The sequence below is a fragment of the Anaerococcus sp. AH8042_DFU013_CI05 genome (assembly GCF_047936775.1).
Lineage (GTDB): Bacteria > Bacillota > Clostridia > Tissierellales > Peptoniphilaceae > Anaerococcus.
In genome coordinates this window covers 1,682,278-1,703,124 of sequence record NZ_CP175954.1, presented here as the reverse complement: position 1 = coordinate 1,703,124, position 20,847 = coordinate 1,682,278, and the positions used below count along the sequence as shown (strand labels likewise).

The 20,847-nt window shown below is 30.2% G+C and carries 17 protein-coding genes; 2 read left to right on the top strand and 15 right to left on the bottom strand.

The features are described 5' to 3' along the window. Positions 1-77 precede the first annotated feature (77 nt). Entirely contained in the window at positions 78-728 is a 651-nt protein-coding gene (locus ACKRLN_RS08645) for an HAD family hydrolase (RefSeq protein WP_296142077.1), read from the bottom strand. A 189-nt stretch (positions 729-917) separates the two neighbouring features. Between ACKRLN_RS08645 and ACKRLN_RS08640 the strand changes: the two genes are divergently transcribed. Next, entirely contained in the window at positions 918-2,363 is a 1,446-nt protein-coding gene (locus ACKRLN_RS08640; protein ID WP_296142079.1) for a nicotinate phosphoribosyltransferase, read from the top strand. 31 nt (positions 2,364-2,394) lie between these two features. Here the strand turns inward: ACKRLN_RS08640 and ACKRLN_RS08635 are convergent, their stop codons facing one another. Genes ACKRLN_RS08635 through ACKRLN_RS08615 form a run of 5 tightly spaced genes read right to left on the bottom strand, consistent with a single transcriptional unit; the run spans position 2,395 to position 7,674 of the window. Continuing rightward, positions 2,395-3,264, bottom strand: a complete 870-nt coding sequence (locus tag ACKRLN_RS08635; protein WP_296142081.1) for an ROK family protein — start codon at positions 3,262-3,264, stop codon at positions 2,395-2,397. Position 3,265: 1 nt separating this feature from the next. Beyond that, positions 3,266-4,051, bottom strand: a complete 786-nt coding sequence (locus tag ACKRLN_RS08630; protein ID WP_416335396.1) for a glycoside hydrolase domain-containing protein — start codon at positions 4,049-4,051, stop codon at positions 3,266-3,268. Beyond that, entirely contained in the window at positions 4,041-5,387 is a 1,347-nt protein-coding gene (locus ACKRLN_RS08625) for a glycoside hydrolase domain-containing protein (RefSeq protein ID WP_416334869.1), read from the bottom strand. The genes ACKRLN_RS08630 and ACKRLN_RS08625 overlap by 11 nt, the downstream gene beginning before the upstream one ends. 15 nt (positions 5,388-5,402) lie before the next feature. Further along, positions 5,403-6,785 (bottom strand): glycoside hydrolase family 1 protein, encoded by a 1,383-nt coding sequence (locus tag ACKRLN_RS08620; protein WP_296142084.1) that lies wholly within the window; start codon positions 6,783-6,785, stop codon positions 5,403-5,405. Between the two features lie 10 nt (positions 6,786-6,795). Next, positions 6,796-7,674: an ROK family protein gene (locus tag ACKRLN_RS08615; RefSeq protein ID WP_296142086.1), complete on the bottom strand. Its 879-nt coding sequence runs from the start codon at positions 7,672-7,674 to the stop codon at positions 6,796-6,798. 44 nt (positions 7,675-7,718) lie between these two features. On the opposite strand from ACKRLN_RS08615, the gene ACKRLN_RS08610 reads away from it, so the two are divergent. Further along, on the top strand, positions 7,719-8,453 hold the full coding sequence (locus ACKRLN_RS08610) for a MurR/RpiR family transcriptional regulator (RefSeq protein ID WP_203127035.1): 735 nt from the start codon (positions 7,719-7,721) through the stop codon (positions 8,451-8,453). Here the strand turns inward: ACKRLN_RS08610 and ACKRLN_RS08605 are convergent. From ACKRLN_RS08605 to ACKRLN_RS08565, 9 genes are all read right to left on the bottom strand, one after another. Next, the gene (locus ACKRLN_RS08605) at positions 8,450-9,727 is read right to left on the bottom strand and encodes a glycoside hydrolase family 125 protein (protein ID WP_295885049.1); all 1,278 of its coding nucleotides are present in this window, start codon (positions 9,725-9,727) and stop codon (positions 8,450-8,452) included. The genes ACKRLN_RS08610 and ACKRLN_RS08605 overlap by 4 nt on opposite strands. 15 nt (positions 9,728-9,742) lie before the next feature. Beyond that, the gene (locus tag ACKRLN_RS08600; protein WP_416334868.1) at positions 9,743-12,373 is read right to left on the bottom strand and encodes a glycoside hydrolase family 38 C-terminal domain-containing protein; all 2,631 of its coding nucleotides are present in this window, start codon (positions 12,371-12,373) and stop codon (positions 9,743-9,745) included. Continuing rightward, positions 12,370-13,671 carry a beta-N-acetylglucosaminidase domain-containing protein gene (locus ACKRLN_RS08595; RefSeq protein ID WP_416334867.1) on the bottom strand — a complete coding sequence of 434 codons (1,302 nt, stop codon included), beginning with the start codon at positions 13,669-13,671 and terminating at the stop codon, positions 12,370-12,372. The genes ACKRLN_RS08600 and ACKRLN_RS08595 overlap by 4 nt, the downstream gene beginning before the upstream one ends. A gap of 121 nt (positions 13,672-13,792) precedes the next feature. Beyond that, a complete protein-coding gene (locus tag ACKRLN_RS08590) occupies positions 13,793-15,328 on the bottom strand; it encodes an ABC transporter substrate-binding protein (RefSeq protein ID WP_416334866.1) in 1,536 nt (511 codons plus the stop codon). 72 nt (positions 15,329-15,400) lie between these two features. Further along, positions 15,401-16,897 carry an ABC transporter substrate-binding protein gene (locus ACKRLN_RS08585; RefSeq protein WP_203127040.1) on the bottom strand — a complete coding sequence of 499 codons (1,497 nt, stop codon included), beginning with the start codon at positions 16,895-16,897 and terminating at the stop codon, positions 15,401-15,403. A gap of 22 nt (positions 16,898-16,919) precedes the next feature. After that, positions 16,920-17,846, bottom strand: coding sequence for a carbohydrate ABC transporter permease (locus ACKRLN_RS08580; RefSeq protein ID WP_295885064.1), 927 nt, complete (start codon positions 17,844-17,846; stop codon positions 16,920-16,922). A gap of 8 nt (positions 17,847-17,854) precedes the next feature. Continuing rightward, positions 17,855-18,868 (bottom strand): ABC transporter permease, encoded by a 1,014-nt coding sequence (locus ACKRLN_RS08575; protein WP_203127042.1) that lies wholly within the window; start codon positions 18,866-18,868, stop codon positions 17,855-17,857. An 11-nt stretch (positions 18,869-18,879) separates the two neighbouring features. Further along, positions 18,880-19,521 (bottom strand): hypothetical protein, encoded by a 642-nt coding sequence (locus ACKRLN_RS08570; protein WP_296142101.1) that lies wholly within the window; start codon positions 19,519-19,521, stop codon positions 18,880-18,882. Continuing rightward, positions 19,521-20,636 (bottom strand): ABC transporter ATP-binding protein, encoded by a 1,116-nt coding sequence (locus ACKRLN_RS08565; RefSeq protein WP_203127044.1) that lies wholly within the window; start codon positions 20,634-20,636, stop codon positions 19,521-19,523. The genes ACKRLN_RS08570 and ACKRLN_RS08565 overlap by 1 nt, the downstream gene beginning before the upstream one ends. Positions 20,637-20,847 lie beyond the last annotated feature (211 nt).

The window sequence follows — 20,847 nt, the reverse complement described above, 5'->3', positions numbered from 1 at the left end:
AGAGAAAAATGATAATATCTAGTTTTATTAATAGTATTTAATAACATTTTAAATATATTTAATAAATTAACGCTTTATTATAGCCTTTTTATAGATGTAATTTCACTTGGTTCATCTATAATTGCATTTGGATTTTCTGCCTCTAGCACCTCACGATCTCTAAAGCCCCATGAACATCCTATGGTAAATATGCTAGCATTTCTCCCGCATCTCATATCTACTTCACTATCGCCAAAGTATAAAATATCTGAAAATGGCACATCAAAATGGTTGGCGATAATCATAATGCCTTCTGGAGATGGCTTTCTTTTATAATCTTCCCTATAACCTAGGATGTAGTCAAAATATTTTTCGCCAAAAATAGATTTTAACACTCTATTACTGGTTTCATCTGGCTTATTAGAAAAAGCAGCTAATATTTCCCCATTTTCCTTTAACTTATCCAAGGACTCTTTGACTCCATCAAAGGGTTTGGTTAGATGTAGGGGATCGTTGTTGTAAGACTCGTTGTATCTATTATAGATTTCTTCTTTTAATAGCTCATCTCCGGTAAATCCAACATAATTTAAAGTTTTATCCAACAAAACTCTGGGGCCATTGCCGACAAACTCTCTAGTTTTTTCTTTGGGAACTGATTTTAATCCGTATTTTTTGAAAGTTTCGTTTATATGAAAGTTTATTGAATCAATAGTATTTAAAAGTGTCCCGTCGATGTCAAATATATACATTTTACCTCCTTTACAAAATTTAAGCTCTTAGTCTATCTTTACCCTAATAGAATAATATTTTAATATTATTTTGGATAAAGTATGAGAAAAGGGCATAATTATTGGTAAGAATAATTTTGCAAATGTTTGCAATTTTGTCCCATTGTATATACAATTAAAGAAGAAAAAGATTTTGAAAAGAGGGTTTTTATGAGTAATGTAAGAAATTTATCCATGCTCAGTGATTTTTATGAATTTACCATGGCCAATGCATATTTTAACCATGGTATGAAGGATACAATTGCTGTTTTTGATGCATTTTATAGGACAAATCCTGATGAAGGTGGATATTCAATATTTGCTGGGCTAAATGATGTAATTGATTTTATAGAAAATCTACATTTTACAGAAGATGATATAGCTTATCTAAAAGAAGTGGGAGATTTTTCAGATGGTTTCCTAGACTATCTTCGTGATTTTAAATTCACAGGTGATGTATGGGCCTTTCCTGAAGGATCAGTTATGTTTCCAAATGAGCCAATCATCACAGTTAAGGCTCCAATTATAGAATGCTCTATTGTGGAAACATACCTATTGCTTTCTATGAATTTTAATTCACTGATAGCTACAAAAACAAGTAGAATAGTAAAAGCAGCTGGCGATAGGCTCGTAATGGAATTTGGTGCTCGCCGTGCCCAAGGTGCAGATGCTTCTCTAACAGGAGCTCGTGCTGCTTTTATAGCTGGCGCACCAGTATCAAGTAATACTCTTTCTGCAAAAACATATGGTTTTAAGCCATCTGGAACTATGGCCCATGCTTGGATTCAAGCCTTTGATAGTGAGTATGAAGCGTTTAAAATTTATGCAGAAACTTATCCAGAAAATTGTACTCTACTAATTGATACCTACGATACAATTAATAGTGGATTGCCAAATGCCATGCGTGTGTTTAAAGAAGTTTTGGAACCAAAAGGCCTTACTGGTGGGGTAAGACTTGACTCTGGAGACCTTGCATACTTATCTAAAGAAATTAGAAAAATCCTAGATGATAACGGATTTACTGATACTAAAATCGTTGCAAGCAACTCCCTAGACGAATTTAAAATCAACTCCTTAACTGCTCAAGGGGCAAAAATCGATGCCTTTGGTATTGGTGAAAGACTTATAACTAGTAAATCTGATCCAGTTTTTGGTGGCGTTTATAAACTGGTAGGAATATACGAAGATGATGAATTAAAAGCACGTATTAAAGTTTCTGAAAACGTAGAAAAAATTACAACACCAGGATTTAAAAAAGTTTACAGACTTTATGATAAGGAAACTGGCAAGGCAGAAGCTGACTATATCACTCTTCGTGAGGAAGAAGTTGATGAAAGCAAACCACTAGTTATTTTTGATCCATTATTTACTTGGAAAATGAAAAAAATGGACAATTACGAAGCTCGTCTTATGCAAGTTCCTATTTTTGAAAATGGAAAATTAGTCTATGATCAACCATCTATAGAAGAAATCCACGACTACTGCAAAAAAGAACTAGATAGTATATGGGATGAGGTAAAAAGATTTGACCAACCGCACAATTATTATGTAGACTTATCCCAAGACCTATGGAGCCTAAAGCAAAATCTAATTTTAGAAGCTAAAAGAGGATTATAGATAAATATTTTTTATAGAAAAAGGAGACTAGCTAAAAGTCTCCTTTTTCATATTCTTCTTTAGCAAGTATATAGCCACCTATAAGTCCTGCTTCATTTCCTAAATTTGGGAATACTATATATTCTTCACTACTTGGTAAAATCAAATACTCTCCTTTGATTTTATCAAATTCCTCTCTAATTTTTTCTATCATACCATCCTTATTTGCAACTCCTCCACCGATTATTATTATATGAGGTCTTAAAATTGCAGTATAAGTATATAAAACTTTAGCAATATATCTTGCTGTTATTAAAAAAGCAGGATGATCAATATCTAACTCTTCACCTTTGCTACCCGCTCGTTTTTCAATAGCAGGACCTGAACAGAGTCCTTCAAAACAGGAATCGTGATAGTCACAAACGCTTTTAAAGTTATCATCAATTTCTCTTGATATTTCAATATGTCCCATTTCTGGATGAGAAAAGCCTTCGACTATCATTCCATCAACTATAAATGATCCACCTATGCCTGTTCCAATTGTTAAATACAAAGAACTCTTCTTATTTCTAGCAGCTCCTAAGAAAAATTCTCCTACCCCAGATGCTCCAACATCTGTAGTAAGTCTGATTGGGATATCCAAATTATTCTTTAAAGTTCCTATCAAGTCAAAGTTTCTCCAAAGTTTTTTTGGTGTTGATAAGATGTAACCATAACTTTTAGAATCTTTATCCAAATCAATAGGTCCAAAAGCTCCTACTCCTATAGATTTTATCTTCTCTGTTTTAAAAAAATCACTTACTTGTTCTAAATTTTTATTTGGATCTTCTGTTTTTATCCTTATTTCTTTTATTATTTTTCCATTCTCATCAAATATGGCGCACCTAATTTTTGTACCACCTAATTCTATTGAACCATACATATTATTCTCCTGTTTCTGGCACTAGGCCTAAAGTAAATTTAATTTCACTTGCATTTATAAATTCTCTATGAGACATTTTTCTGTCCTTGTAAACTTTACCATTAACTTTCATTGTCTTGATAAATTTCTTTTGATGGTAATTTTCTTCAGTAGTTATTTTTAAAATATTTCTATTTGCAAGTTTTACATTTATTTCATCAAAAAATGGAATACCTATTATATATTCTTCTTTCCCTGGCGCAACTGGATATATACCGATACTAGATAGTATAAACCAAGAACTAAGTGAGCCGTTGTCTTCATCGCCTGGATATCCCTTAAAATCATAGGAAAAATAATTTAGTAAAAGTTCCTTTACTAAAAGTTGTGTTTTATAAGGCTTCTCTACATAATAATATAAATAAGGCAAATGAAATGAAGGTTGGTTTGATATTGCTATTTGACCAAAGTGTGCAGCTTCTAATTCTTTCATTTCATGAATTACTTCTCCATACGATCCAATTTTGAAATCGGATGTCTCATTTGCTATTTCATCAAGTTTATCTTCAAAGGCCTTTTTTGATCCAAATAAACTGACAATACCTTCAATGTCATGGTAAGCATTAAAACTATTTTGAAAAGCAGATCCTTCAGTATAAGGCGAACCCCAACTAAATTTATCAAACTCTTCATTAAAATTACCATTTCTATCCTTGGCCCTAAACCATCCTATATCTTTATCAAAAAGATTTTGATAAGCTTTAGATTTTTTATAGTAAGTATTTGCTAATTCATCTTTAGCTAAGATTAGCTAAGATTTCAGCTACTTTTCCTATAGAAAAATCTGACAAGCTATTATCTAAAGTTTGGTTTACTGATTCGTGTAAATCAGCTGGTACATATCCTAATTCATCCATCAGATTTGCACCAAATCTGCCATACTTACTCTTATTATTTTCTGGTTTTGCGGACTTTATCATTGCTTCTAGCAGTATTTCTGACTTATCATTTCCTATTTTTTTTGTTAAAAGATCAGCTATAGTATTATCAACTAAAGTTCCTGGCATCATTGATCTCTCATCTGGCGATAGCCATTTTGGTAAAAATCCGGTATCTATATAAGTATTTATAATTCCTTCTAAAAGATCTTCTAAAAATTTGGTGTCAATTAAACTAAGAAGGGGAAATAAAGTTTTTTGCCCATCCCAAAATCCTATATTTGTAAACAACTTTCCATTTTTTATTGTTTTATTAAAAGTATCATAGTGGATTTCTTTATCGTCTTTATCAATTTCAAAAAATCTCATAGGAAATAAGTACGCTCTATATAAGCAGTGGTAGAAAAATTTTCTTTGTTTTTCCTTGCTGTATGAATTGTATTTTTGGTATAAATCATCTTCTTTTCTTATATTTATTTCAAAATTATTAAAAACTTTTTCCCATTTTTTACTTGTAGATGAAACTAATTTTTCAAAATCTTTTTCTAATCGTTGATGATTTATAATAGCTTGGTCGATTGAAATAAATGAAGTGCTTATATATAAATTTGTATTTTTACTATCAGTTATTATTTTATAAGCAGATTCCGTATTTTTTAAGTCAAAATCATTATCTAAGTCAATTACAATATACATTGTAAAATCTTCATCTTCACTATCATAGCAATTTTTTACACTCCCTAAAATTAGCTTATCTTTTCTTTCAAGAAAAAGACCATCTGCATATATTAAAAAATTCGCTTTTGTATTTGCCTTATAGCTAATAATTCCAGAATAAATATCATTAGTAATTTCTGCTATTGACCCATCTTCATATATTATTTTATTATAATTAGGCCTAAAAATAGAGCTAGTGGTATCATATTTAATATTTTTTTCTAAATCAAAAGGGAGTATTGTAAGATATGAATAATCCCCCATCCATGGGCTAGGTTGATGGGTTAATCTGAAACCTTTAAAGTTATCTTCATTTGGATTAAACCACCATTCATTTTTATCAACATTACTTTGCACTGCAAAATAATTTGTTCCATGAGGCACACCTACTAATGGTAAGGTATTTCCATTAGAAAATTCTCTTTTAGAGTCCGTTCCAATCCTTGTATCAGTAAATCTAAAATCATTTAAAATTTCTTTTATAGACATATTATTTTTTCCTATTTAAAGTTCAAAACCATTATTTTCACTTAATTTCTTAAACCATTGACCTGACTTCTTTATTTTTCTTTGGCCAGTATTTAAATCTAATTCTACAAGACCATATCTATTTTTATAGGCATTTAGCCAGCTCCAGCAATCTATAAAAGTCCAAAGTTGATAACCCTTACAGTTTGCTCCCTCATTGATAGCCTTACTTAGCCAGTATAGGTGTTCTTTTATAAAATCAATCCTATAATCATCTTTTATCTGCCCATTTTCTCTAAATCTTTCTTCATTTTCAACACCCATACCATTTTCTGAAACTATCCACTCTATGTTTTTATAATTGTCACGGATATTTATTGCAATATCATAAAGGGCTTTTGGATATATTTCCCAACCTCTATATGGATTCATACGTTTGCCTGGCATATCATAAGTTAAATAATATTTGCTAGGCATAAAAAGTGCATCCTCTTTATATTGATAAGAATTTTCCCTCACTCTTAGGGGCTGATAATAGTTTACTCCTAGAAAATCAATAGTATTTTCTTTTATAATTTCAAGCTCTTCTTGGCTATATTCCGGAGTGAGTTTTTCATTTTTTATTAAGTTAATAAGTTTTTCAGGATATTTTCCAAAGACTGAAGGATCTAGAAATGAGGATTTATTGATTAATTCTGCCATTTCTGCTGCTTTTAAATCACCATCATTGTTGCTTCTTGGATAAGCTGGTGTTAGATTTAAAATTATTCCAATTTTTTTATTAAAATCCATTTGTTTATAGTTTTTAATAGCTAAGGCTGAGGCAAGCTGAGTGTTAAATGCTGCTTGGACTGCTTTTTTAGGATCTACTTCTGCTGGATAGTGATAACCATAAAGATATTGGCATTCTACTTGGACTATCGGCTCATTAAAGGTAAACCAACCATCTACTAAATCATCAAAAAGTTCAAAGCATTTTCTAGCATAATCCTTATAAGCTTCTACGGTTTTTTTATTAGTCCAGCCACCTATATCCATAAGATACATTGGCAAGTCAAAGTGAAATAAGTTTATATAAAGAGTAATATTTTTTTTGCGAATCCTAGAAAAATAATCTCTATAAAAACTAACAGCTTTTTGATTTATCTTTCCATCTATATCTGGTATAAGCCTAGCCCAGTTTATAGATGTCCTATAAACATTTTGTCCAGTTTCTTCTAACAAGTCTACATCAGTTTTATAATTGTTATAAATATCTGTCGTTTTACTTGGCCCTACTTGCTTATAAAATTTATACGGATCTATTTTATACCAATAGTCCCATATATTCTCAGATTTATTGTCTATATTTCCTGCACCTTCTGACTGAGTGGCTGATGTAGCCGTTCCATATAAAAATCCTTTAGGAAATTTAATCATAATTCCTCCTTTACTTTAATAATCTTTTTTCTTCTATAGATTGTTTTAAATTTGCGTAGGCCCCGTATAAGTTATTATCATTAAAAAACGATACAGGGCTAATCTCTATATCTATAGATTTGAAAACCCCTGTGTTTAATTTGTTTTTAATCTCTCTTACAAATCTCTCATCACTAGAAATAGCCCCTCCTAAATAAATTTTTTCTGGATTTACAGTATAAAAAATATTGTATATTCCCATGGCTAAGTAAGTAAACATCTGGTCTACTTCTGTAAAATAGGGTTCTTTTTTTTGCATGTATTTATCAAAAATTAAATACGTACTTTCATCTATACCATATTTTTTTATCATTTTTCGCCTGATATTTGGTAGAGTTGCTAGTTTAGAAAAATTATCAAAATTACCTTCTTCATTTTTTAAAAGCATATAGCCAAATTCTCCAGCTTCTAAGCTTTTACCTTTTATAATTTTGCCATTTTTTGTTATAGCTCCACCTATACCAGAGCCTATAATTAAAAAAGCTAGATAATTTTTATCAACTTTCCCATAAAAAATCTCCGCTAAGGCAGCACAATTTGCATCATTTTCAATGGCCACTGGGAGATTAAATTTATTTTTTATTTCCATGGCAAAATTATATTCTGTAATAAACTCAACTGCGGATTTTCCGTAAATATTGCCTGTAGAAGAATCAACAGTTCCTGGAGAAGAAAATCCTATGCCATCAAGCTTGTGGTTTTTAGCAAACGAATTAATTTTATCTTCAAAAAACTTTAAAAGATCATCCATACTTCTCTTCTGTTTTGAAGAAAATTTTTCAACTATTTTATCATTTTCTATCAAAGCATATTTATTGCTTGAACCGCCTATATCAAATACTAAATACAATTTTTATCTCCTGTGTTATAATTTACTTGTAGAAAGGAGCTACAATGACTGTTAGTTCTTATGAATTTATCATGGATATCATAAGTTCCAATGATATTAGCCTTTCAAAATCTGAAGAAAGCATTTTAAATACCTTAAAAATAAATAACTACGATATTACAAATTTTGATATAGCAGATTTTGCTAAAACTTTTTTTGTTTCAAATGCCACTGTAACTCGCTTTTCTCAAAAGCTTGGTTTTTCTGGATATCAAGAACTAAGATATGCCATTAGTGAAACAAAAGAAGTCTCTATATACAAAAGCCAAGATATATATCTAAATATGGTTAGTTCTTTTAAAGAATTGCCAGAAAGGACTATTAAGCTTATAAAAAGTTTAAATAATTTTCCAAAAATAGCTATAATTGGCATAGGTTCATCTGGGCTTTGCGCAAATGAATTTGTCTATAAGCTAAGAGAGCTTGATTTATTTACTTCAGATTATGCCAAAGAGCCTTATTCGATAAATCTTTTAACAAAAAATTTAAGCTATAATGACCTTTTGATTGCTATCTCCTTAAGTGGGGAAAATCACACAATATTAGAAGGCGTAAATAACGCTATTGATAAAGGAGCCCCAGTTTTTTCCATAACTAGAAACTACGATTCCAGTTTAGGAAAAAAATCCGATTACATAATACGCACTCCTGCTTACCCTAATCATAGTTATGAAATATCAAAAATGGCACCTATTCTCATTACTATGGATATAATTTGTGAGATTTATCAAAACAATTAGTTTTTAATTAATTCTAATCCTAGATAATTTAAAATAGCCTCACAAAACATAGAATTTGACCAAGAAAACCAATCTCTTGTGTATTTATTAGGATCATCTTTGTCAAATCCTTCATGCATAAGATAGGTATTTGCATGTGTATTTTCAAAATATTTTAGTATTTTATTTTTCTCACCTTCATTTGTGCTTGTCATCATTTGTATACTTAAAGCTATATGCCAGATATAATCTTCTGGCGTATGGTCTGATCCTATTCCATCTGCTGCTTTTCCAATAAAATAATTTTTATTTTTATTTGATAAAATGGCTTTTCTAGTATTTTTATAAAGAGAATTATCCCTATCTATATATTGCAAATATGGTAAAGACAATAAAGATGGTACATTTGCATCATCCATAAATAAATAGTTTCCTAATCCATCTACTTCATAAGCAAATATTTCTCCAAAATCTGGATCATTTATTATCCCATAGTCTTTTATTCCTTGATTGATTTCTGTTGCAAGATTTCGCATTTTTTCCGCTAATTGCTTATCTTTTTTTGCATCAATAAGACAATTAGCTAATTTGTTTAAAGTAACTACTGCAAAGGCATTTGCAGGGATCAAATATTGGTAAAGACAGGAATCATCACTTGGTCTAAAACCTGTCCAGCTCATACCAGTATAAGCAACTTCCGTTCCTCTTTTTCCAGTTCTTAAAGAATCTGTCTCTTTCCATGGATTTGGTCTTTCAAACTCGTAGCTAGATCTGCTATGGTCTTGTTCTAAGGCAATTAAATCTACTATATTTTTTAATATCCTAATAAATTCATAATCAAAAATAGAATCATCCTTAGTTTTTTCATAGTAAAGGTAAGCAGTTTGCATTACATAACATAAGGAATCAAGTTCGTATTTTCTCTCCCAAACCCAATCAGACTCAAAATCTGTTATATCTTCCTTGCTCCAAGAACGTCCATTAGCCTTTATATTAAAAGCATTGGCATAGTAGTCCTTGTCCACTAAAAAAATTTGCCTTTTTAATACTTTTTTTATTAAATCATCAGCCTCTTTACTATCTATATAAAAAAGTGGTCTGATTTGTCCGCTTGAATCTCTTAACCACATGGCATCAATATCGCCTGTGATTACAAAAGCATCATTTCTATCTGTAAGCTTTATAGTTGTTGTAAAGGTATTTTTTATAGTATTAGCAAATATTTTTTTTATTTCATCACTTAACTTATCAGAATTATTTACATATTCTATAAGGGGATTTACTATATTTTCCATATATTAGCCTCCTAATTATATATCTAACTTTATGGTTCTAATTTCAAAGGCATCTAGGGTATTTTTATCTACCGTTTTTTCTTCTTTTTTATTGCCCAAAATACTATATATTACACCATCTGCATTTATATTTTTTTCTTTATCATCTGGATTATAAGTTCTAAAAATTGCTTCTTTCTTATCATTTCTGTAAAGAACTGAATATAGGTTTTCACCAAGATCTACATTTGGGATTATATTTTCTTTTTGATTTGCAATATTTTTACCTAGCTTAACATCAAAAAATGGCACTCTTTCAGCCAAGGATCTTTGAATAGATGTATTCGCTTTTTCAGAAAATATATCTAAATATAAATCAAATTCCATTTCTCCCTTATCTCCTAAAAGTTGAGCTTCAGGTGTTGGAAAATATCCCCAATCTCCTAATTCACCAATAGATCTAAATAAGGTTAGATACAAGCCTTCATTTTTTACCTGCTCATATTCAGCTATACCTAAGCTAGAAATAGTAAATCCGTTGTCTTTTTCGTCTTTTACTTGAACATATCTATTTAGATTTTGAGAATAATCAGGATTTACCCATGTTTTTGGTGGATACATATTTCTTTTTACAGTTTCAAAAATAGATTCTGCATGAATAACTGAAGTATCTAAACTATGACCAAAAAGTATCCTCATCCTATGGTCTTTAGCAATATTCTTTAGTTTTATATGGCAATCAATAGTTCTTTTTTTATCATGAATTCTTATAGTTTTTTCAACTATCATATCAACATACTCTTCTGATCTGTTAGACTTTCTGTTAGTAATATCTACAAGAGTTATTTGTTCTTCTTTTAAGCTATCTGCCGCTGATTTTGGAATGGATATCTTCTCTTTTAACTTTATAGTAAATTTATCTGAACTTTTGTGGATATCTTTGCTTATAAGTTTGCCACCTAAGATTCTTTTTTTATCATAAGACTGCCTATAAATATATTCGTTGCCTATGTCTCCACTATCTTCTATCATAAAAATATTTTTGTATACGTTACCTGTACTTTTATCAGTAATATTTAAAGAAGCATTATCATTTATCCTAATCTCAAAATAATCATTTGAAATTACATCTTTTTTTACTTTTAAATCTTTAAATTTGCCTTCTCCTTTTACTAGCCTAAAGATTTTTTTCTCATAAGAATCTAGATCTGCTAAAAATGTTACATTTACCTGCCTTGCAAAATATGGTTTTCTAAATGAATCCTCTGGCAATTCATAGGAAAAATTAGTTCCCATATCTCTTATCTCGACTGCTATTTCACATCCCTTTTGATCTATCAATTTTAGTTCTGGTAAGCTTACCGCCTTTAATTCATTGACAACTTTTCTAAAGTTTTCTCCAAAATATTCTTTTTTTAAATCCAAATCAACACTAACTAGCCTACTTCTTTTATAAGGAAGGGTGTTTATTAGAGCAAAACTTATATCGTTAGAATCATTATAAGTATTATCCGCAATGATTTCTCTTGCCTTATCATCCAAATAGTCTAAGGCCTCACTAGCATCCTTAAATCTTCTTTCGTTTCCATCATGCACTGAATCTATGGAGCATCCACATATGCTATCGTGAGGATGGTTTGATATTAATCTTTCATAGATATAATCAAAACTATCATTAGGATATAGTTCCTTATTTACAAAAATTGTATACAAAGGCTGGCTAATTTCTTCAAGTCTCATCTCTAAAGTTTTATTAGCTTTTTTCAAATAGTACCTAGATGAGGAAGTGCCTTGTAAAGTATACCAGCCATCGGTAGCTTGAGAACGCAATTCTCCTTTGATTGTAGCAAGTTTATTTGGATCAACTTCTTTTTTTACAGCTTCATAATACTTATCTAAATTCGAGTGTATAAATTCATAGTCATCATATAGGCTATTTGCTTTTTCAATTATTTCTCCTATATTTTTTTGAACTGGAGAGTGGTCACAGCCATTCATTAAAAGAAGTTGGTTAGTGGATGCATATTTTTCCATATCTGCTATTTTTTGATCCATATATTTCTTGAGCCTAGCAGTTTCTATTGGTATATCTACACCATTGCAATACCAATTAGCAAAAAGAATACCTAAAACTTGCGAACCATCTGGAGCTTGCCAAAATAATTCCGAATTTTTGGATGTAAAATCTTCTACAACTACATTGTTTAACCCAGTAGCTTTTACTCCTCTACCAAAATATGCAACATCTATATTAGCTTTATTAAGTATCTGAGCAGCTTGTCCAATATTTCCAAAAGTATCTGGGAAATATCCAATTTGTGCAGGCTTTCCTAATTTTTTAGACTTTTTAAGACCTAGTTGTAAATCTTTTATATTAGACTCAGCAGAAGTCAAAAATGCATCTTGTAAAATATACCAAGGGCCTATAATTATTTTTCCATCTTTTATTAGTCTATAGAGGATTTCCTTATTTTCTGGTTTTACTTTTAAATAATCTTCTATGGGTAAATATTGGCCATCAAATTGAAAGTACTTAAAGCTTTCATCTTCACAAGCCTCTATTACACCATCAACAAGATCTACTAATCTCATAGTATGATTTTCTAAAGGCATATACCATTCTCGATCCCAATGTGTATGGGATATTATATGAACTGTTTTTTTCATAAATTCTCTTTGCTTTCCATTAGTTTTTTATAAATTTCTTCTAAAACGCTAGATGTCTTAACTACTCTATCTTCTATTTCATCTAAGCTAAACTCTTTATAAATTCTTACCTTACATTCTTTAGATTTTTTATAAAAGTCAGCAGCTTTAGAATAATCTTTGTTTATAGCACATTTAACAGCTTTTAATAAGTATTTTAGACTTGTAAAAAATGAAATTACTTCTTTATAAAGATTTTGGTTACTATAATTACTTTCATAATTATCAATTGCCTCTAATTTTTGGTCTATCAAGTAAATTATTTTTTCATAATCTCTTGCTTTAAAAGCAGCTGCTAACCTACTATCTTCTAAATACTTTTTATTTTCTTCTCTGCTATAGATATCTGATCCAAAGAAAGAATCTGCTATTAGATATAAATCATCTGCTACACCTTTATCTAAATATATAAGTCCTTTTTTAAAGACTTCTATTGCTTTATAATTACTCGGATCTTTTAAATATTCATTTATCTGAAAAATGGATAGTTTGGAAAGTTCTGCTTGATTCATAGGATTTATTAAAAATGAATCAAAATTTAATGATCTGCTATCAAAAAATTCAAATACTTCCATAAAGATTTGATCTCTTTTATAATCATTTACCGGCCAATTAAACCATATATTTGGTTTTTGGTTAGCAAGTTTTATAAATTCTTCGTTTGCATCATATCTTAAAGGAGCTACTACATCATAACCTGTCCACATTATTTTTAAGTTTTTAATATTTTTAAATAAGTCAAAATATGAACATGCTTTATCGTCAATCCAGCTTTGGTTGTACCATGGATGGACAAAGAGTAATTCTCTATTTTCAAAATCAGATATAAAATTTAATATATCTTTTACTAATTGTAGATGATATTCTCTTTGCTCATAAGCCTTTTTTTGATCGACATCATCCATGCAAAGGGCAAAAGATTTTATTCCTATACTATGTAATTGTTCATATTTTTTATATATACGTTCTATTTCGTTTTTATAATCAGAAAAATCAATTAAGTTTTGCCCTGGATGTATAGCCCAGACAAAGTCTATATTTTTTCTTTGAGCAAGTTTTGCTAGTTTTTCTAGTTCTTTAAGCTTATTATCTGGATATAAATCTCTCCATTTTACATTGTGGTAAGGGTCATCTTTAGGTGCATATATATATTGGTTCATATTTATATCCGATAAGAAATTGATCATAGAATATCTTTGTTCAAAAGTCCATGGTATTCCATAAAAACCTTCAATGACACCTTTTTTAATTTCTGTCATAGAAACTCCTTTTAATATTGAAAATATTTTTTTATTATCTTTAATCCTAATTTAAAAATGAAAATAAGTTCATTTTGCTATTTATAATTAAAGACTTACACAAAAGTGTAAGTCTTTAATATTAGTTCTTTTCACTGCTGAAAGTGTCAAGTTGATTTTGGATTTCTTCTATTGCTTTATCAATGCCTGCTGTTTCTAGTTGGTCTAAAAACTCTTGATAGTAAGCATCATCAAATGCTCCAGTTTTAAGATTGTTGTAATATCTTTCAATTGTAGCTTGAATATTTTCTAATTCACCTTGGATATTTGTTTTATCAACTCTAAATCCTAGGGTTGGTGAAGCTACTAACTTATCTTCAAATTCTTTTACTTCTTCATCAAATTCAGGATCTCCAATTCCTACACCATCTGCCATAGGAGTTCTATTAAACATTGATAAGTATTGGAAGCTTGCTACATCATATACTTCATCTTTTGTTCCAAGCTTTTTAACTTTTCCATCTTTTAATTCATAGTCTACTCCTTCAATACCGTATGATAATAGGTCTTGAAGTTTTTTATCTGTAAACATTCTTTCAACAAAGTCTAAAGCTTGGTCTTTGTATTCAGATTGGCTATTGATTCCAACTAATTTTCCTGTAGCTTTTTCATTATCTACAGGAATAGATTCTCCTATTATAGAAGCTACTTTTGGTTCTTCTTCCTTTGACCAAATAGCCTCTGATCCAGGTTCTCCTTCGTATTCTCCTACAAGTGATGCTTCATAAGCTCCTTTCGCTTCATCAGCTTGGATTTGTGGTGCATCTGGATTTATTAAACCATCGTCATAAAGCTTTTTCATTTGATCAATCTCTGCCTTAAAGTCAGGATCTTTATAAAGGTTGTAGGCTACTAATTTGCCATCTTTTTCTTTTACTCCTATACCTTTTTCAACTTCAAAAGCAGGATTTTCCCTTGCTAGTAAAAAGTCACTTGCAACATTGAATGGATATTCAACTTGATCTTCATTATCTTTTACTTCTTTTAAATATTCTTCTAGTTGTGTAGTATTTTGTATATCTTGGTATGGTATGTCATACTTTTCTACATATTCTTTGTTCCATACAAATTGATTAGCTGCAACTACTCCAGGATACGCTGCTGGCAATGCATATAAAGGTCCATTTATTTTTGTACCTTCAATCATCCTATCATCTATTAATTCTTTAGCACCTTTAAGTTCATTATCTAAATAGTCAGACAAGTCTAAAAATGCGTTTTGGTCTGCTAGAGTTTTATAAGGACCTGCCCAACTAGATGTAAAGGCTAAATCCCAATCTTCTCCAGAGTTTACAGCTAGTTGTAATTTTTGTTGGTAATCTCCCCAATCATAAAATACTGTATTTATATGATATCCTGCATCTACGCTATCTAGGTATTCATTTGTTGCATCTACTACATCTTGGTGATTAACTGGTTCTTCTCCTATATTAAAATATGTTAGTGTAGGTATATCACCACTATCACTTGTTGTTACATCATTAGCTTTTTCTGAGCTTGTAGTTCCTTTTTCACCGTTATCAGTATCTTTATTCTCAGAGTTATTTCCACAGCCAGTAACTCCAAGTGCTAATGCTAAAATTAAAGCAAATTTCTTTTTCAAATTAAATGTTTTCATACTCTTCTCCTTATGAAAATGTATTATTTTAATAAGATATAAATATATAACTTAATTAAAATCTCATTAAATTTATTTATCTTCCCATTTATCTAATTGTTCTTGAACATCTTTTACTAATTTATCTATGCCTGCAATATCAAGTTTTTCTAAAAACTCTTGGTAGTATTCTTCGCTAAAGGCTCCAGTTTTTATATTCCTTTCGTATTGCTCAATGACTTCTTCTACATTTTCTGCTTCTTTTTCATTGCCAGTTTTATCAAAGTTAAATCCTAAAATTGGTGAAGCTTCTACCCTGTCTAAGTATGTATCAAGCATTTCCTTTTTACTTTTTTCATCTGTGTTAGCATTTACAGTTGGTGTCATCATTTCTGATGCTAAAAATGTAAATCCTGGTACTTCGTAGCCGCTATCTTCTATAATATCAACTTTTTCATCAACTAAATTATAGTGTTTGCCTTCTATACCATAAACTAAATATCTCATTAGTTCTGGGTCACTATACATTCTATTTAAAAAGTCCATAGCTTCTTTGGCGTGTTCAGTTTGAGAATTTATTGCTGCAAGAGATCCAGTTGCTTTTTCATTTGTAACTAGGGCTTTATCTTCTGCAAATGAAGAAACCACTTCAGTATTATAGCTTCTGGACCATATGTTATCAGGATTTACTCCTCCCTCACCTTTTGCTACAAGAAAAGTATCCCCTGATTGGGCATTGGATGCTTCTAGCTGTGGAGCTGACGGATCGATATAACCTTTATCCATATAATCTTTCATAGTAAAGGCTAAATCTTTTACCTCTTTGTTAGCCCATTTATTATATGCAATAAGCTTTCCATTTTCATTTTTTACTGCCACTCCTGGTGTAGCTACAGATTGTGGATCTTTTGTCTGAAATATATAATCACTAAGCACAACAAATGGATATTCTACACTAGCTTCTTTTTCTTTAACTTCCTTTAAATATGGTTCTAAGTCAGACTCTGTTTTTATATCATCAATAGGAATATCATATTTATCCACATATTCTTTGTTCCAGATAAAGTAATCAGCTGGTACTATATTTTCTGCTGTAGCTGGTACTCCATAAAGTCTACCATTTATGCTAGCTCCTTTTATAACTTCATCAGAAGCAGAGTCTAAAATAGCTTTTCCATCTTCTTTTATAAGATCAGTTATGTCTAAAAACGCACCTTTTTCAGCCATATTCTTATAAGGTCCAGCCCAGCTGGCAGTAAATGCAATATCCCAATCATCTCCAGCATTGGATGCTAATTGCAATTTTTGCTGATAATCTCCCCAATCAAAATATTGGAAACTTATATGGTATCCTGCATCTTTGTTATCTAAGTATTGATTTATACTTTCTGCCACCTCATCTGTGTCTGCTTGTGGTGGTCCTACATTGTAATAAACCAATGTAGGCACTTCATCTGAATTATTTTCTTGCTGCTTTACTTGATTTTTAGAATTACTTTCATCATTTTCTGCTTGATTACTACAAGCTCCTAATGATACTAACAAAGCTAGCAAGATAGCAACTTTTCCACTTTTTGAAAATATTTTCATATACCCCTCCTATATATAAAATTTATTCTTTAACAGCCCCTAAAGTTAATCCACTTATAAAATATCTTTGGAAAAATGGATATGCAATAAGGATTGGTGCTGTAGTAATTACTACTATCGCCATCTTTAAAGATTCTTGAGGCAGGGTTTTTCTAATCTCGCCTGCTAGTCCTCCCAAGGCATCTTTTCTAAGGGACAAAAAGTTTGTTGAGTTTTGAATTCTCATAAGCATATATTGAACAGGTATCTTATCTTCACTATCAATATATAACATAGCTTGATACCAGTCATTCCAATAAGCTAAAGTTAAAAATAATCCAACTGTAGCAATTATTGGTAATGAAAGTGGCAAAATAATCTTAAAGAATATTTGCATCTCATTTGCCCCATCAATTGTTGCAGCTTCTACGAGTGCATTGGGTATGCTTGTTTGAAAATATGTTCTCATTAAAATAATATTATATGAACCAACAAGTCCTGGTAAAATCAAAGCCCACATAGAATCTTTAAGTCCCAAAAACTGTGTCATAATTAAATAATTTGCTACAAGTCCTCCACTAAATAGCATAGGAATTGTAGATACTTTGGTAAAAAACCCTTTATATTCATAATCTTCTCTGGATAAAGAATATGCATACATAGTGGTAAGAATTAAGGCAAGTATTACACCTACTACTGTAATAATAATTGAATTTTTGTATGACCTTGCTATTTGTCCACCACTTTTAAATATGAACTTATAAGCTTCTAAGGAAAATTTTTCAGGTATTAAGGAATAACCATTTGATTTTATAGTGGCTTCATCTGTTATAGATATCATTACCACAAACAAAAATGGTAGTATAGCGGATATAGTAAGAAGTATTAATACAATATTTAATATTACATTAGAAGTTTTACTTATCTTTAAAGGATCATATACTTTTTTTTGTGTCTTTTCTTTTTGCATATAAGCTCCTAGAATAGCGATCTTTGGGGATCATAACGTTTTACAATTTTATTAGAAAATAGAATTAAAATAGTACCAACAACTGATTGTAGTAACGAAACTGCTGAAGATAATCCTATATCCCCTGTTTGTAAAAGCGCTCTAAATACATATGTATCAATTACATTTGTAACATTATATAATGGCCCTGAGTTTCTAGGCACTTGGAAAAACAAACCAAAATCTGCCCTAAATATATTTGCCAGTGATGTTACAAAAATTATTATAATGACAGGTTTTAAAAGTGGTATCGTGATTTTTTTTGTTTGCTGCCACTTAGTTGCGCCATCCATAGCTGCTGCTTCATAATAGGTCCTATCTATGCCCGAAAGGGCTGATAAGTAAACTACTGTATTATATCCTAGACCCTTCCACGAGTTAATAAGTACTAAAAAGAATGGCCAAAATTTTGTATTTGTATACCAGTTAATTTTATCCCCACCAAGGCTAACTATCAGTCTATTTAACAAACCCTTATCAGGAGATAAGAATGCAAAAACTGCATAGCTTATTACAACCCATGATAAAAAGTGAGGCAAAAACATAGACGTTTGATAAAATTTAGCAGCCTTTTTGTTTAAAATCTCATGTAAGGCAATGGCAGTAAACATAGCTAAAACTATATTTAATACTATGAAAATAAAATTGTAGCCAATAGTATTTCTAATAATTATCCAAGCATCCTTGCTTCTAAAGAAAAACTTAAAGTTATCTAGACCTACCCAATCACTTTTATAGAGATTATAAAAGAAATTTTTAGAAAAAATCTTATATCTTTTAAATGGTATAATCAAGCCAAACATCGGCAAATAGGCAAATATTATAAACCAAATAAAAGCCGGCAAGGAAAATACTAAAAGGGGCAAATTTGTTTTAAACCTTTGTTTAAAAGGTTTCTTTTTTGCTTTTCTTTTATTTTCTATCCCAGGTTGGTTAGAAATAGCTGTTTCTTTCATTTGTTCTTTTGGTTGTTTATCTTCCATCCCAGCCTCCTCTATAATTTCTTAATAGCATATTCATTGATAGTATTTACCATAGCTGCAAATATTAAGATAAAGATAAGCAGCCAAAAATTATTATTTATTATAAGTCTTTCAAAAAGTTCCCATACAAGATAAACTATTATAGAATAGAAAAAATATCTATATGTAAGTATGAGTGAATTTTTAATAGTTTGAATAATTCCCATATATTTTCTATGAGAAGTTTGTAAGATTGTATAAAATATAATTCCCCTATAAAAATACAAGAGTATGATCGTTAATATTCCTATAATTCCATTTGTTGATGAAATTATTCTTAAAGAAGAATCTGCATAAAAATATAAGGAAAAAAGTAATACATAAAGCAAATATTTAGAAAGCCCATTCTCATCAAAAGTTTCTTTAAAATAAGATGCTAAGGTCTTTTTGTCATTTACAAAAGTAGCTGTAAAAGAATTTGCCTGTCTTTCTAAAGCAAATCCTATAAGTCCACTTAAGGGAACAAATAAGACTAAATATTTGCTAATATTTTCCGTCAAAAATAAATTTAGTAAAAATATAGGCAAAAGTATTAATGAGCTATAAAACATACTTACAAAAGCATATAAAATTACTTCACCCAGTTTATACATGCCCTTAGCAAATGATTCCATTAATTTATTCTCTTTTGTGTTTTACTATCAAATAAGTGGATATCATCAAAGTTTACAAATAACTTTATGCTATCACCAACATTTCTATCCTTAGACTTGCCAGAAACCTTTACTGCAATTTTATTATCTCCATCTTCTTCTATAGTTACTGAAGACTTTTTATCTTCTGCATAAATAATAGTTTCATCACCTAGCATTTCTATATTTACAATTTGAGCTTTAATATAATTTTCTCTCCCATCTAAATCATTTAGAGAAAATGCTTCTGGTCGTATACCTATAATTAAATCTTTATCTTTAAATGTTTTTAGTGCATCTTTATTTTTTTCAGAAAGATCAATACTATCATTGCCAACTATAAGTTTTCCTTGATCTATTTCTCCTTTAAAAAAGTTCATAGGGGGCGATCCTATAAAATTTGCTACGAATACGTTTGCAGGATAATCATATATTTCTTCTGGACTTCCTATTTGTTGGATATAGCCGTCTTTCATAACCACAATTCTGCTAGCCATTGACATAGCTTCTGTTTGATCGTGAGTTACATATATAGTTGTAGTATTTAAGCTATCATGGATTCTAGAAATTTCTGTTCTCATTTGGCTACGAAGTTTGGCATCTAAGTTACTTAAGGGTTCATCCATTAAAAATATATCTGCCTGGCGAACAATAGCTCTACCTAAGGCTACCCTCTGCCTTTGCCCTCCTGATAAAGCAGCCGGTTTTCTATCCAAATAAGGCAATAATTCTAGCATTTCTGCTGCTTTTTTTACTTTTTCTTCGATTTCTTTTTTATCTTTTTTTTGAATTTGTAATCCAAAAGCCATATTGTCAAACACACTCATATGTGGATATAGAGCATAGTTTTGAAAAACCATAGCTATATTTCTATCTTTTGGATTTACTTCATTCATCAACTTATCATTTATGTAAAGTTCTCCACTACTTATCTCTTCAAGACCTGCTATCATTCTTAAAGTAGTCGATTTGCCACATCCAGATGGACCAACAAAAACTATAAATTCCTTATCAGCTATATCTAAATTGAAATCGTATACCGCTTGTACACCATTGGGATATATTTTATCAATATTTCTTAAACTTAATGTTGCCAACTTACCCTCCTCATTATAAAGAAATTCAGTTATTGTCATTTTTATAAGAGCAAGTTGATATTTTTGTCAATCTTTTACTCTTTCTTATATAATTCTAAATTATCCCCTGATTTTTATCAACGATTTATTAAATATAGATTAAATTTTCATAAATTTTAAAAGTTTAAAAGTATTATGAAATTATTTTCATAAAAAAAAAGAGCTCTATGGC

Bases quoted from the DNA above. Each gene is read 5' to 3' on its own strand.
- ACKRLN_RS08585 (WP_203127040.1), bottom strand. From the start codon at position 16,897: ATGAAAATATTTTCAAAAAGTGGAAAAGTTGCTATCTTGCTAGCTTTG.
- ACKRLN_RS08640 (WP_296142079.1), top strand. From the start codon at position 918: ATGAGTAATGTAAGAAATTTATCCATGCTCAGTGATTTTTATGAATTT.
- ACKRLN_RS08620 (WP_296142084.1), bottom strand. From the start codon at position 6,785: ATGATTAAATTTCCTAAAGGATTTTTATATGGAACGGCTACATCAGCC.
- ACKRLN_RS08595 (WP_416334867.1), bottom strand. From the start codon at position 13,671: ATGACAGAAATTAAAAAAGGTGTCATTGAAGGTTTTTATGGAATACCA.
- ACKRLN_RS08600 (WP_416334868.1), bottom strand. From the start codon at position 12,373: ATGAAAAAAACAGTTCATATAATATCCCATACACATTGGGATCGAGAA.
- ACKRLN_RS08605 (WP_295885049.1), bottom strand. From the start codon at position 9,727: ATGGAAAATATAGTAAATCCCCTTATAGAATATGTAAATAATTCTGAT.
- ACKRLN_RS08625 (WP_416334869.1), bottom strand. From the start codon at position 5,387: ATGTCTATAAAAGAAATTTTAAATGATTTTAGATTTACTGATACAAGG.
- ACKRLN_RS08645 (WP_296142077.1), bottom strand. From the start codon at position 728: ATGTATATATTTGACATCGACGGGACACTTTTAAATACTATTGATTCA.
- ACKRLN_RS08570 (WP_296142101.1), bottom strand. From the start codon at position 19,521: ATGGAATCATTTGCTAAGGGCATGTATAAACTGGGTGAAGTAATTTTA.
- ACKRLN_RS08575 (WP_203127042.1), bottom strand. From the start codon at position 18,868: ATGGAAGATAAACAACCAAAAGAACAAATGAAAGAAACAGCTATTTCT.
- ACKRLN_RS08590 (WP_416334866.1), bottom strand. From the start codon at position 15,328: ATGAAAACATTTAATTTGAAAAAGAAATTTGCTTTAATTTTAGCATTA.
- ACKRLN_RS08610 (WP_203127035.1), top strand. From the start codon at position 7,719: ATGACTGTTAGTTCTTATGAATTTATCATGGATATCATAAGTTCCAAT.
- ACKRLN_RS08635 (WP_296142081.1), bottom strand. From the start codon at position 3,264: ATGTATGGTTCAATAGAATTAGGTGGTACAAAAATTAGGTGCGCCATA.
- ACKRLN_RS08580 (WP_295885064.1), bottom strand. From the start codon at position 17,846: ATGCAAAAAGAAAAGACACAAAAAAAAGTATATGATCCTTTAAAGATA.